The 13,034-nt window shown below is 42.8% G+C and carries 16 protein-coding genes; 1 reads left to right on the top strand and 15 read right to left on the bottom strand.

Going from position 1 to position 13,034, the window contains the following annotated elements:
* Position 1: 1 nt before the first annotated feature.
* From VSQ62_RS18490 to VSQ62_RS18555, 14 genes are all read right to left on the bottom strand, one after another.
* A complete protein-coding gene (locus VSQ62_RS18490) occupies positions 2–178 on the bottom strand; it encodes a hypothetical protein (RefSeq protein ID WP_172498136.1) in 177 nt (58 codons plus the stop codon).
* 205 nt (positions 179–383) lie between these two features.
* On the bottom strand, positions 384–1,148 hold the full coding sequence (locus VSQ62_RS18495) for a DUF5301 domain-containing protein (protein WP_334636229.1): 765 nt from the start codon (positions 1,146–1,148) through the stop codon (positions 384–386).
* A gap of 40 nt (positions 1,149–1,188) precedes the next feature.
* Complete coding sequence (locus VSQ62_RS18500; protein ID WP_334636230.1) at positions 1,189–1,944, bottom strand: N-acetyltransferase; 756 nt, start codon at positions 1,942–1,944, stop codon at positions 1,189–1,191.
* A gap of 181 nt (positions 1,945–2,125) precedes the next feature.
* Positions 2,126–2,581, bottom strand: coding sequence for a tyrosine-protein phosphatase (locus tag VSQ62_RS18505; RefSeq protein ID WP_334636232.1), 456 nt, complete (start codon positions 2,579–2,581; stop codon positions 2,126–2,128).
* A 90-nt stretch (positions 2,582–2,671) separates the two neighbouring features.
* Complete coding sequence (locus tag VSQ62_RS18510; protein ID WP_334636234.1) at positions 2,672–3,469, bottom strand: CPBP family intramembrane glutamic endopeptidase; 798 nt, start codon at positions 3,467–3,469, stop codon at positions 2,672–2,674.
* 94 nt (positions 3,470–3,563) lie between these two features.
* Positions 3,564–3,902, bottom strand: coding sequence for a hypothetical protein (locus tag VSQ62_RS18515; protein ID WP_334636235.1), 339 nt, complete (start codon positions 3,900–3,902; stop codon positions 3,564–3,566).
* Positions 3,903–3,956: 54 nt separating this feature from the next.
* Positions 3,957–4,409: a GNAT family N-acetyltransferase gene (locus VSQ62_RS18520; RefSeq protein WP_334636236.1), complete on the bottom strand. Its 453-nt coding sequence runs from the start codon at positions 4,407–4,409 to the stop codon at positions 3,957–3,959.
* Complete coding sequence (locus VSQ62_RS18525) at positions 4,406–4,615, bottom strand: hypothetical protein (protein WP_286082782.1); 210 nt, start codon at positions 4,613–4,615, stop codon at positions 4,406–4,408. The genes VSQ62_RS18520 and VSQ62_RS18525 overlap by 4 nt, the downstream gene beginning before the upstream one ends.
* Before the next feature lie 179 nt (positions 4,616–4,794).
* Complete coding sequence (locus VSQ62_RS18530; RefSeq protein WP_334636237.1) at positions 4,795–5,202, bottom strand: DUF6608 family protein; 408 nt, start codon at positions 5,200–5,202, stop codon at positions 4,795–4,797.
* A gap of 83 nt (positions 5,203–5,285) precedes the next feature.
* The gene (locus VSQ62_RS18535) at positions 5,286–5,786 is read right to left on the bottom strand and encodes a hypothetical protein (protein ID WP_334636238.1); all 501 of its coding nucleotides are present in this window, start codon (positions 5,784–5,786) and stop codon (positions 5,286–5,288) included.
* Positions 5,787–5,804: 18 nt separating this feature from the next.
* Complete coding sequence (locus VSQ62_RS18540; RefSeq protein ID WP_334636239.1) at positions 5,805–6,383, bottom strand: hypothetical protein; 579 nt, start codon at positions 6,381–6,383, stop codon at positions 5,805–5,807.
* A 95-nt stretch (positions 6,384–6,478) separates the two neighbouring features.
* Positions 6,479–7,807, bottom strand: coding sequence for a sensor histidine kinase (locus VSQ62_RS18545; RefSeq protein WP_334636240.1), 1,329 nt, complete (start codon positions 7,805–7,807; stop codon positions 6,479–6,481).
* A 19-nt stretch (positions 7,808–7,826) separates the two neighbouring features.
* A complete protein-coding gene (locus tag VSQ62_RS18550; protein WP_334636241.1) occupies positions 7,827–8,531 on the bottom strand; it encodes a LytR/AlgR family response regulator transcription factor in 705 nt (234 codons plus the stop codon).
* A gap of 124 nt (positions 8,532–8,655) precedes the next feature.
* The gene (locus VSQ62_RS18555; RefSeq protein ID WP_334636243.1) at positions 8,656–10,020 is read right to left on the bottom strand and encodes an MATE family efflux transporter; all 1,365 of its coding nucleotides are present in this window, start codon (positions 10,018–10,020) and stop codon (positions 8,656–8,658) included.
* A gap of 98 nt (positions 10,021–10,118) precedes the next feature.
* On the opposite strand from VSQ62_RS18555, the gene VSQ62_RS18560 reads away from it, so the two are divergent.
* Positions 10,119–10,487 (top strand): MerR family DNA-binding protein, encoded by a 369-nt coding sequence (locus VSQ62_RS18560; protein ID WP_334636245.1) that lies wholly within the window; start codon positions 10,119–10,121, stop codon positions 10,485–10,487.
* Positions 10,488–11,204: 717 nt separating this feature from the next.
* On the opposite strand, the gene VSQ62_RS18565 is transcribed toward VSQ62_RS18560, so the two are convergent.
* On the bottom strand, positions 11,205–12,905 hold the full coding sequence (locus tag VSQ62_RS18565) for an AAA family ATPase (RefSeq protein WP_334637709.1): 1,701 nt from the start codon (positions 12,903–12,905) through the stop codon (positions 11,205–11,207).
* Positions 12,906–13,034 lie beyond the last annotated feature (129 nt).

Below are 13,034 nucleotides of genomic sequence, written 5' to 3' on the forward strand. Positions count from 1 at the left end.
CTTACCTTCCCCCTTTGCCGTCTTTTTCTCTTTTCCATGCTGTGTATGCAGAATACAGGAACACACCTGCTAAAATGATGTAAAGTCCCGTCATCTGGAAGTTCCCCGATCCCCCGCATATAATAGCAGCAATCAGCCAGATCAGTCCAATGATTCCGCGGATATAAATATGACGCATTTTCTTACCTCCTTCATCTTATCTCTGCTTTCTCTATGTATCCTGCCGCTGTCTCCATACATACGCTTCTTTCAGCAGGCGTTCTATGAATTCCTGCTTGTCTTCATCTATGTATGCAATTATTTTAACCCAAAGTGTGTGGCAGCCAAACCGGCCAGTTAATGAGTGCGTCTAAATACCGCCGCAAAGATACCCTTCTCAATAATCAATTGCCTTTCATATAATTTTCTATCAAATCATAATCCTCTTTGGAAATCGTATATACTCCATTGTCCGTCTGTTCGATAAAATATTTTCCTTCATCTTCATATACGAATAATCTGCATATCACATTCTCATTTCTGATAAAGTCAGCATTGATAATATTCTCGACACGGACGGGCGTACCTATTTCACCGCTCTTTGTGGTCGGTTTCGTACCTTCTAAAATGCCCAATATGTCTTCCATATCATCTTTGCTGCTTATCAAGATTGGACTGTCAGAATTCTTTTTGAGAGAGATATTTTCTACTTCCTCCACGTTTGGTAATTCAAGTTCATAAGCCAATTCTTTTGCGTCTGTAACCTTTGGAATGACTGGTTTTCCTTTTCCCTGGAATTTTACATTATAAAACTTATCTGTTTTTTCATCGTAAATCAATACATAATTAAAATTGCAGATTGGCAGATCCTGCTCTTTTTCTGTCGTTAAAGTCTCATCTATTTTGCCTGGCCGGACCGTATACGCATCGGCAGAAACTCCAAAAACCGTATATTCAGGCACATATGTCGTCACAAGCATTTCCATGTCAGAAACTTTCAGCGAATATGCTTTATCCTCTTTTATATTCATATCCATATAGTGAGATACTGCTTCGTTTAAACGGTCAACAATCATTTGCTCCGCAGACTTGTTCTTTACCAAAAGCCAGATACATATAATCCCAACCAATACGACACCCGTTATAATTATGAACAGTTTCTTTTTCATAGCAGCACTCCTTAAATTTATTGACTTGCGTAATTCCGGTTCACAGTCCTTTGCTCACTAAAATTTTATCAAATTTCTTCTCCGACAGGATTTCATGGGTCACAAGCTGCCCGTCATAAAAAAGAGAGAAGGTTGTAAAGGGAGAGGGCGCATTCTGCGCTTCCTCTCTGGTCTGGAGCTGTACCGATTGAAACACTGCGTTCCTGGATTTTGCCATCTCCTCTAGCAGCGGTACATACTTTGCCGTAAAGGGGCATTGGTTTGTGTAATACAGCACAAACCCTTCCGGCAAATCTTCATGCCCGCGCACGCTATCCCGGAAACGGGGAAGCGGGGCGCCCTCCTCAAAGGGCAGGTACATCAGCTCGAAATAAGGCTCTGCCGTATCTGCTGTCTGAAATCCTTTATAGCCCATATACTTTGGGTCAGAGAGGAATCCCATTTTCTTTTTGGAGGACAGGATCACAAGCCCCTTTTTCCCCTGCGCTTTACTGTCGCGGATACATGCATCCAGCAGAAGGTTCGAGTATCCGTGCCCCTTGAACTGTCCGGATACCCACAGGCAGTCAATGTACATATAACCTTCCGCCTCGACAGGCGCCCATGCGTATTCCGCTGGAATATACTCAATGAAGCATTTTCCCCGGACATTGCCTTTTAAGAATACAAGTCCTTCCTCCAGACGCTCCTTCAGCCAGTTCTTTTTGGATATGACCTGAATATCCTTGTTATTGGATATGGCACAGCAAATGTGTTCCTTATCAATATTTTCGTGTGTCAGTTTTACAAGTTCCATAATCGATTGTCTCCTCCTGATAACTGCTTCAGTAATTGCTCCATATTTTCTCTATGCGGAATAATAATTTCTATATCTATCTCTGGATGAACACAAACATATGCTGTAAGCATATCCATTAAATTATCCTTTGATTGCATATAATCATCAATGATTACTTCATCACTGAATCCAAGCCGTTTCAGAATAATTCCATCTGTTCATCCACCATCTGTTGATATATAGTATGCAGATGCTCAAGCGACTTTGGAGTATCGCCGCCTCCTGTAACCGGGAGATGAAAGTATCTGAATCCTTTCTGTTTCTTAAGAATACATGGTTTTTCGGCTGCTTCTTCATCTGACCGCAAATCTACAATTGTGATGATATGATTCTCCAACAGCCACCGAATTTCCTTATCCGATAAATTCTCCGGAACATCACTTCTGATATATCGGATTTCCCCCGTAGGCAACGCGGGATTAACCGTTTCCTCTTTTGTGTTTGCGTCTATGGATCTGCACCATTCTGTATAATCATCCGTTTTATCAAATAATTCACTTCCGTTAATAACGAATTCCCCATGATCAAAAAATTCCTGTTTGAATTCGAACGCCTGCTCTTTCAATTCTTCTGTTGGTCTGACTAATTGAATCATTTTTGTCCTCCTACTTATTTACTATCTCCTACCAGACAGAATGGTTCTGTCGGCGGTTAATCCCCTCATCTTTGATGACAATAAGAAAATCTAACTCTGATTTTTGGGTTTCTTTCTTCCCTTCCTGTTCTTGTAATAATGAATTATCAACACAAAAACAAAGGAAATAATCTGTGCAGCCATAATCCGGACAATCTGTAATTCGTCTGTACCCTTTGCAGAAATGACATGCAGCATATTTGCAGCAACGGTATTATTGAATAAATGATCTCCAAGCCCTGCCCATATATTTCCAGTTATGCGGTAAAGAAGTCCCCATTTGATTCCCATAATCCCGGCAAGGATCATATAACCGATACCCATAAAAACCATTGCCGCAAATGACATTTCGCCATGGATATAACTTCTGATCGGCATTACAATATGCCAAATACCAAATAAAAATGCGGCAATAAAATTCGCCTGCACAAATGGCTTTGTCTCGGAAAGTGTCCTGATGAACAGTCCGCGAAAAACACCTTCCTCCATCCATACATTGATAATATTGAATAGCACACATAACAGAAAAAATACGAAATCCGTATTTTTTATTTGAGAACCGGTTAAAGAAAAACTGCTGATATATATTTCTAAATGTGCAGGATTGCCTTGCAGAATAAAAACCGCCAATTCCAACCCATATGAAATGGTAAAACAGGCGCTTCCCAATAACAATCCTTTCAAAATGCCGCCTGCAAAACCGTTTCTTTGAAATCCAATATCGCTCCATGAAAGATTTACCCATTTTAATACCAAAGCTAATATGATAATACCAACTACTTTATGAAGCACATTTTCTCCAATAGCCGTTTGATCTGTTTCGATCAGAAAATATTCTACAAACCTCACGGATAAACAAAGCGTGAATATTACAATGCACTAATGATCTGGTTTGTATTTTGTATTTCTCTCCATAATATAGTTACCTCGATCAACTGGATTTTTATCTCATTTCTACAATAATAGAGCCTTCCATAATCTTACTATCCTCAAGTAAACTGCCATACAGACTTTTTGAGACATCCTCGAAAGTTAAATTCTTATTGTCCGTAAGAATAGTATAATAACTATCTGATTCAGCGTTGGGCATTCTGCCGCTTAACTCCAATCTAAATTGATATGTTACACCATCACATTTCCATGTTCCGTTATCTATTTCATAATATGTGACTGTAATCCCGGCATCCTCTGACTTCTCATACGTTTTGACAATATCCGTTTTCCCACACCCTGTAAGCAGTGTCGCCAAAAGACCAATCAGAATCAACATCTTTTTCATCATCCGCAGCTCCTTCCTATTCTTGTAATATCCCTTCAGTGAAACGACAACTGGAAGTTATCTGTGGATATACATTCTTGACATTTCGGGTTCATCATTTCCCTGGACCAGACACAAAAATTCCCAACCATATCTCTCATAAAAGCCTGTATGGTCAGTAAGCAAATAAATCGGGGTTATCGCTTTCGATTTTAAATCATCTACAACCATATCAAGCAAATGTCCTGCAACTCCTTTGCAGCGATATTCTTCCTCTGTATACACGGCGCAGACATTCGCTGCGAGGTCTTTTCTGTCATGAAAATCATTTTCAATTACTCCAAGACCTCCGATGATTCTGTCCTCATCGAAACAGAGATACCAGCCATACTCGGTTTCATTGTCAAGATATAATTCCATACATTCAAGGTACGCTTCCTGTGGTACTCCCCATTTGCAATGAAACCATTCGGCCGCCCTGTCCTTTAATTCTGGCTGCTGCCTTAAAGTGACATATTTATACTCTTTCATATTCTCCTCCATAAATTCTGGGTTGCCCTCTCTTTCTCTCTATAATCATTTCTGACGAACGGTTTATCAATTTTTGCATCAACCAGCATTCCATACTTCTTCGGATGCCGATATGCATTTCCGTGCACCTCTTTTTCACGATAATTGCGCAGCTGCTTTAAGTCAAGTTCCGCAATACAGATTCCTTCCTGTCCGTCTGCCTGCAAAATATTTCCTCTCTATTTCCGAATCCGTTTTATAATAATGGATCCTTCCCGCACTGTAATCTGTCTAATTCTATCCGCAAGCGTGTTTTTAATTCCTCTAATTCTTCCGGCATTTCTGGCAAATGAAACTTCCCTTTGATAACCTATTCCCCTGCCAAATTTATCGCTCCACCAAAGCATTACAGAGTCAAAACTGCCCTCTCTTTTTTCTTATAAGCATGAACGGCAGTATTGATGATAGACAGCAGCACAAAAAGGCTTGTAAAGTTAATCCAAATATCCCTGTATGCTGTTTTTGCCAGTGGTTCCCGCAGTCCGGTAAACCAGACATATGCGAACGCTAACAACAAGGAGGGGATATACGCAGACACATATCTAAGAACCAAAGGCTTAACAGGCAGATTCGTACACAGCTCAAATGCTGCTATCCCAATCAAAAGAATCATAGCCCTGTCTAATTCGTGCCAGTTCCCGCTTGGATCTTCATAAGTACCATTGCAAAGATACAAAACACTGTTCACCAATGTGATTGCCGTGTATATCATCGAATAAACCGACACAATACGTATCCATTTTTTCTTATTCATTTTTCTTCTCCTATTTAAATCTTTCGAACAGCTGAAAAAAACATATTTTCCCCGGCAGCTTTGCTGCCAGGGATCAATTCCTTCTATGCAGAAACAGAAATATTCGTACCGGATTCCGACTTGGCGGCTTCTCCGGTTTTCGTGTAGATTACCGGCTCTGTCTTAACAGCATCTGCTGTTTCTACAGGCATATTGCTGACCATACCAGCCTGAGCCAGATCAGATCTATCACCCAGTATTGCCTTCCCGTTTTCACTGATGCTGACTGTATCTGTGTTCCCATTCCTGCTTTCCGCTATTCTCTTTTCCTGTTCCCCGCGTTCTTCTTTTCGCTTCCGGACAGCGTTTTCCTGCTCTGATTTCGCTTTTTCCCGCGCCTCCTTTGCTTCTTCCTTCATTCCCTTTTCAATTTTCTTCTGATAGTCCTCTGCTTTATCTGCGGTCTCACCAACATACCCCATTGCCTGCTCCATGACAGATGTATCGCCTCTCCTTTCTGCTTCCTGGTAGACGCGGAAAGGCGTATTCATCATTTTCATATTCATGCTTGCCCCTGCAAGGCCTTCCATCGTTTTCGCATGCATAATGATCCCTCCCTTGATTTATGCCAGCCGGGAAAATTCAGAATGCTGCTTCCGGTACGTATCATTGTCCTTCTGGCTTAATTCCTGCTCTACCTGCGCCAGTTTTTTCTCCAGCTCCTGGATCTTTCTTTCATCCCCGGAGGCCGACCGGATCTGCTGCTCCAGCTCCCTTTTCTTCTCTTTCAGTTTTTCGATCTCCCGGTCTACCTTATCTGTATTGCCGATACAAACTTCTGCCGGCTTTCCCTGGCTGTCCCCGTCTACCTTAGGCTTTTTACCATCTGCTTTCTCTGCTTTCGGTTCTTCCTTTCCATCCGCACGGTCTGCTTTATCCGGATCTTCAAAAAAGATTTTCCGGCCGCCGTTCTCGTCTTGTCCTATCCGGTACAGTCCGACGGGCTCCTTCCCCGACTTTTCACTTCTGATGTATACATCCTGTGGTTCAGACAGCTTACCTGATCCTTTTTCTTCTGCAGCTTCTTTTGTTTCCTTTGCTTCTTTTGCTTTTTCCGCTTTCAGGGCTGCCTGCTTCTCCCTCACCCTCTCTGCGTAGTCGGTTTTAGACTGCGCGTAATTTCCATTGATCTGCATTGCCATAAGTATGTTTCTCCTTTCATTTGATATTGCCGGGTAACTGTTTTACATTTGCAAACAGCTCCCTTTTTTGGTTTTCGACAGCGAGAAACGGCAGGTTAATCCACTTGCTGTGAGATGCTTTCTGGATGCTGTGGGATGATCAGCAGCACCTGCAGGATAAATACATTCCCCTGTGTCTCTATACTCATGGCGCCGCCATATTTTTCGGCTACCTTTTTTACATTTGACAGACCTGTCCCTTTTTTGAACGCGCCTTTCCCATGGAAGCTGTTCTCCACTTCTATCATAAGGAAATCCCCCTGGATACGCCCGGACACATGGATAAATCTTTCTATACCCGCATCCGGACTTTTCACTGCCTGAATCGCATTATCCAGTGCATTTGACAGGACAATGCAGATATCAATGTCCTTAAGGTCACAGGGGTAAGGCAGAAGAAGGGAGCAGTCCACATCTATCCCCATACTTTGGGCAATCCCCAGCTTGTTTCCCATCAAAATATCCGCTACCGGGTTATTGGTGCTGCAGGGGAATGACATTTTTTCTGCCATATCATCCATATCTTCCATATAGGTTACAGCTTCCTCCACGTTCCCGCTCTGCAAGAGATTTTTTACCACTGTGATGTGGTTCCTGATGTCATGGCGGAATGACTTTGTTTCATCGTAACGGGTCTTCGCCTCCTCTACATACTGATTCAGGAAATGTTCTTCCTGCTCCAGTAATGATAATTCTGTGCTAAGGCGGAAATTCTGCTGCAATTTCTTATAAGAGAACAGGATGCAGAACACACTTAAAAGTCCAAAAAACTGCATGACGAGCAGCTGCCAGTGGTTGAACAGATACATGTAAGGTTCTTCCTCCCCTATAAGCTCATACCCGTACTCAAATGCGATCGTATTAATGTACTCACTCATAATAAAGATCATCAGGATCGGGATGAAAACCAGAAACATCTGCTGCATTTCCGCTGCTGTATAATAGGAAAAATAGCGGTATACCATATAATAACAAAACCCTGCCAGCAAAAGTGACGCCGCCTCGCTGCCCAGCATGACCGCGATGCCTGCCGTACCATGGAAAAAATCTGGCCTCCATGAATATAAAAGACCCGTCAGGGAGTTCACAATCCCAAAGCAGAGCAGCATGATTTCATTCATCAATGCCGCATACAAAATAGAAAACTTAAAATCCGCGCGACAGACCAACCTCCCGTATACCGTAAGAAGGAATACAAACACCACGAAGCCCGTTATCGTGCCGACTGAAACAAAATCATTGACAACCACCGCACATACTGCAAACAGGAAATAAAATGGAATCCATATTTTCTTTTTCAAGATTTTTGCCAGAAAATAAAGCTGGATAGATATCTCGGTAACACCCATAATATATCTGTTAAAAAAGTCTAAATACTCAGCCATTCTACCTCCCATTCGAATCTCAGATGTTCTTCATATACTGCAGAACAACATTAGAAAACTCCTTACTACGCAGCCGTGATACGGGAACCTCTTTGCCGTTATCCATATAGGCAGTCCCGTTTTTATAGCCTTTTAAGTGCTTCAGATTGATGAGATAGCTCCTGTGGCATCGGAAAAAACGGCCTCCCAGTTTCGTTTCCAGATTCTCAATCCGCTCATAATAATCAAGAACTTCGCCTGATACCAGGTTCAGATATATTTTCCGGTCTATGATCTCACAGAAGACAATCTCATCCCTTCGGATAATACGCCCTTCATGCCCCTTTTGTACGAGCAGGCTGTCTTCACCGACGCTGTGCATGGAAGCTAACAGGCGCTCCATGGTTCTCTCAAACTGTTTTTCTTCCACCGGCTTGACCAGATAATCGTAAGCCTGCACCTCAAAAGACTGGAATACCATCTCTTTTAATACCGTGATGAAGATCAGAAATCCCTGAAACTTATCCGCCCTCAGTCTCCTTGCTGTTTCCATACCGTCGATATCCTTCATCTGGATATCCAGAAACAGGATGTCGATCTGCCCGTCGTAGTTCAGCAGCTCTTCGCCGCTTAGAAATGTCCGAAGGCTGATTTCCCTGTTCTTTTTACGAAAAAAATCGGAGACCAGTAACCTTATATGATCGGACATCTGTTTTTCATCATCACAGATTGCAATATGGATCAATGTACCACCTCCTAATTATCATCAAAACAGACATTTTATTATATCCTATCCAAAACAAAAAAACAATTTGATTGCCGTGAAATGTTTATCTGCTGACGTGAAATGCATTATGACGAAGCACTCTTCATTTCCGCTTATCATCTAATCCATTGCCCGACATGTATCCATACCTCTTTCTATATTTCAGGAGCATGAAAAATGACAAACCAAGCGCCATCAGTTCCGCCGCCGGCGTTGCCAGCCAGATCCCGTTCACGCCAAGGAGCAAAGGAAGCACGATCATCGTAATCAGCATAAATACGAACGATCTGGAAAATGCGAGGACAGCCGAAACAATTCCGTTGGATAATGCGGTAAACATCCCGCTGGCAAAAATATTAAATCCAATAAAGAACAACGCAGCCGTACATATCCGGTTTCCTGTTACCGCCAGATCATACACCGGATTATCCGTTCTGGCAAATACGGATACCAGCGGCCTTGTCATCACAAAGGAAGCCGCAGCCGTGATCACAGAAATCACCGCGATCACTTTCATACTCAACCCAACCAGCTTTTTCAGTTTTTCTCTGTTCTGTTCTCCGTAATAGAAGCTCAGCATAGGGGCAACCCCGTAAGAATATCCCGTATACAGGGAGCTTGCAAACATCAGCACATACATGATGATGGTAACGGCCGCAACTCCGTCTTCCCCCACGTAATGCAGCATCGTCCAGTTGAACATCATTGTAACAATACCTGTAACAAGTGCCGTCGCCATCTCAGAACATCCATTTGAAGCCGCACTCCCAAGAACCCTGATTCGGAATACCGGTTTCTTAAAATGCAGCAGGCTCTTTTTCCGGCTGAAGACAAACAGACCGGCAACCGCAGTTACAGAATATCCAAGCCCCGTTGCAACAGCCGCGCCGCCGATCCCCATATCCAATCCGGCAATAAACACATAATCAAGCGCCATATTCAAAATGCCGCCCGTCACAGAACAGACTAGGGAAAGGACCGCCTTTTCGCTGGCAATCATATAAAGCGTAAAGTTGTTCATCAAAAGGATCGGCACAGTGAATATCAGATAACGGCTCAGATATTCCACACAGTATCCTTCTACAGCCGGAGAAAGGTTCATCCCGGCAAAAATAAAATCCATTGCCAGATACCCTGCCGCGCACATGACAAGTCCCACAATAACATTTACGATAATCAGGAAAGTAAAATCTTCTTTTGCTTCATCCGTTTTCTGCTCTCCCATTTTTTTCATAATGACCGCGCTGCCTCCGGTGGCGAGCATAGTCGAGACTGCCGTGACAAGCTGGATCACAGGCGCCGTGAGATTGATCGCTGAAAGCGCGTCTGTACCGATCAGGTTTGACACAAACAGGCCGTCAACCATTGTATAGAAGGACATAAACACCGTCATGGCAATCGTCGGCACAGCAAATTTTACAATATTTTTCAGAGTTACGGGCTTCTCGTAAGCATTTGAGTTCTCCATAAATTTTTCCTCCAGTCACCTTGTATTTTCTTCCTGTATACGGTATCATAGACCGTACAGTAACAGTACGGTCAAGGACATTTTGAAAAAAAACATTGATGTGGTATGATGAAATCGGTCTGTTCAGACCTGCCGCCGTCAACCCTGAAAATGGATACCGCTGCTATAATTACCACCAGAGTCCCTTGCTAGAAACCATTCTCCTGCTCCGGGAACTGGAAGTCCCTATCCAAGCCATACAGGATTATATAAAGAACCGCTCCGCCGAAAACCTGAAAGACCTTCTGGATGAAAAGATAGCTGACCTTGACCTCAAAATCACCCATCTGCAGGCCGTCCGGGAAACCCTCTGCACACACCGCCAGAATATGGCCGCCCTGCTGACAATGGATCTTTCTGAGATCAGCGTAATAGAAAAAAGAGAACGCTGCCTATGGCTCTATGATTTCTGTTTCCAGCCTTCTTAACGGTAATTTCGATGATTATTCCAAACTGTTCATAGAGATACCCCTGCTCACATACCAGAAGGGCCTGCATATGTCGCCCGGAGGCAGATATCTGAGAGCTTTCCACAAGGGTAACCTGGACAGAATCGATTCTTTTCGGATTCCAGTTATATTTTTATTTTGATTTCTATTTCTGTATCCGGCTTCTCAATGATAAATTCTTGAAGTTTTTGATATCCAACAGCTGCCTCATGGTAAGCCTTCCATACCTGAAACAGATCCCCCCCAGATTGTCCAAAAATTGCATTAATCTAACAATCAAATTTGAATTTTTGCACTAAAAAATCAGGTATTCCCAGATCCTCTCACGAATCTTTTACCTGACCTTGAAAACTGAATAAAATACACAATTTTTATGCTGCTTCTCCTTTTTCCCTTTCTTTGGTTCTTTCCCAGGGCCTTCCGGCACTTCCGGATTCCACCATGCTGCTTTATTCTCCAGCGTATCTTTGTTGAATTTTCTTAACACTTTTATGACGAAGTACCGCTCAGAAAAATTCTTCTATTAGGCACTTATAAATTATTTTTAGCGCAAAATGGCAAAATTTCTGCATGGAAAAAAGGCTTATGCCAAGGCAGGTATAAGCACAAGATTTTTGATAGCAAGTCCTGCAGCAATGACTTCTTTGCCATAGGCTGTTGGAAAATATTTTCCCCAGAGCTTTCCTGTATCTGTATTTATTTTATCTGCTTTTCTGCCAGCATGACCTTGCACCGCTTTTTATAACATGCAATCCCGTATTTGAGGATATTCTCTACCCCGTCGTCTTCAAGGTCATCTTCATATCTGGTATACTCGATCTGTTTTAATGCTTCTTTGCAAGCAGCATCCAGATCTCCGTCGTGTGCATATTTCACCTCTATGATAATCCCCATATCCCCGGTATCCGGTTCCGCAAGGATATCCGCATATCCCTCTCCCATTTCCCGGTTGGAAGAAATTCCCCATCGGTTCTTCACACCTAAAATTCCAAGCAGAACGCCATGGTAAAAGCTCTCTTTCATGTCAGTTCTTACAGCCGTATCCCGGATACTGATGGTCTTCCTTAAATAATCAGTGAAAATCTTTTCTACGTTTTCTGCATTCTCATTCTGCAGAGCATCACAGAAGCGGTTCAGCGTATCTCCGTCTTCCCGGACATTATCTTTAAAGAATTCCATGATCTGCGTCACATAAATATCCCGGATCTCCAGATTGGGGATTGCCAGCTTCATCTGCCTTCCCTCTGCCTTCCCACGCTGGGTCAGATAACCAGTGGTAAAAAGCAGGCTCCAGATATTATCAATCGTCTGGTAAATCTCCGAATAAGTGAGCTCCTGATGAATTTCTTTCATAATGACTTCCCCTGCCACCAAACGTTCAATCTCCCGTTTGGTCGTAGCATTTGCTGATTCCTGAATAAATCTCTTCACTGCATCATTGCTGCTGGTATTGATCCAGTAGTTTTCTGGCTGCACATGAGGCTCGCTCCTGATCCTGTCACAATGGTTCAGCACATCCCACGGACAGTACACTTCCTCATTTCCAAATTGGTATCCGTCATACCACCTTTTTACTTCCTCGTAATGATCGGCCACCTCATAATACTCCAGAAGTTCCCTCACCTCTTTGTCTGTAAAGCCAAAGTATTCATCAAAACGCTCATCTGCAATCGTCAACACCTTCAGATTATTTAGCCCGGTAAAGATACTCTCCTTTGAAATCCGAAGGCATCCGGTCAGCACCGCTAATTTCAGGCTGTTGTTTGTTTTGAGTACCTCTCCCAGCAGGCTTCGGATCAGGGAGATCATCTGATCATAATATCCGTTCGCATGGGCTTTTGCCAATGGGACGTCATATTCATCTATCAGCACGATCACTTTTGTACCATAATGTTTTTCCAGCATTCCTGATAGCCGTCTTAAGCTGCTGCCAAGCGTGCCTTCATTCATATTATCATCCAAAAGTTTTCGATATGCTGCTTTATCATGCTCATTCAGCTTTTCACTTTCCAGAAGGAAATAATATCTCGCCGCCGTGTCAATAATAACCTGGGCTGCCATTTGATATGCTGTCTCATATACCCGCGCGTCAATCCCTTTCAGGGAAACTGAAATAACCGGATATTTCCCCATATGTCCCTCACAAAGCACGGTTTCTCTTGAAATATCCAGCCCGTCAAAAATACGCTTATCCCCATCCACCCTGAAAAAGTGTTCCAGCATACTCATATTCAGTGTTTTTCCAAATCTTCTGGGGCGGGTAAATAAATTTACCGCTCCCCAGTTATGGAGTAATTCCACAATAAGCCCTGTTTTATCGATATAGTAAAAATCTTCTTTCCTAAGTTCTTCAAAATTTTCAATCCCAATCGGAAGTTTCTTCTTTCGCATCCCCATCTCTTTCCACGCTCCTTCCATCCTCCTTAAGCCATTGGCTGCTTTAGATTATTAAATACATTATAGCAACTAAGCAGCAGCTTTTCCATAGAAATCTTCCGGTTCCCGAAGCTCCCAGCCTGCTCCACT

Origin of the sequence: Sporofaciens sp. JLR.KK001 (assembly GCF_036941055.1) — a bacterium.
Lineage (GTDB): Bacteria > Bacillota > Clostridia > Lachnospirales > Lachnospiraceae > Sporofaciens.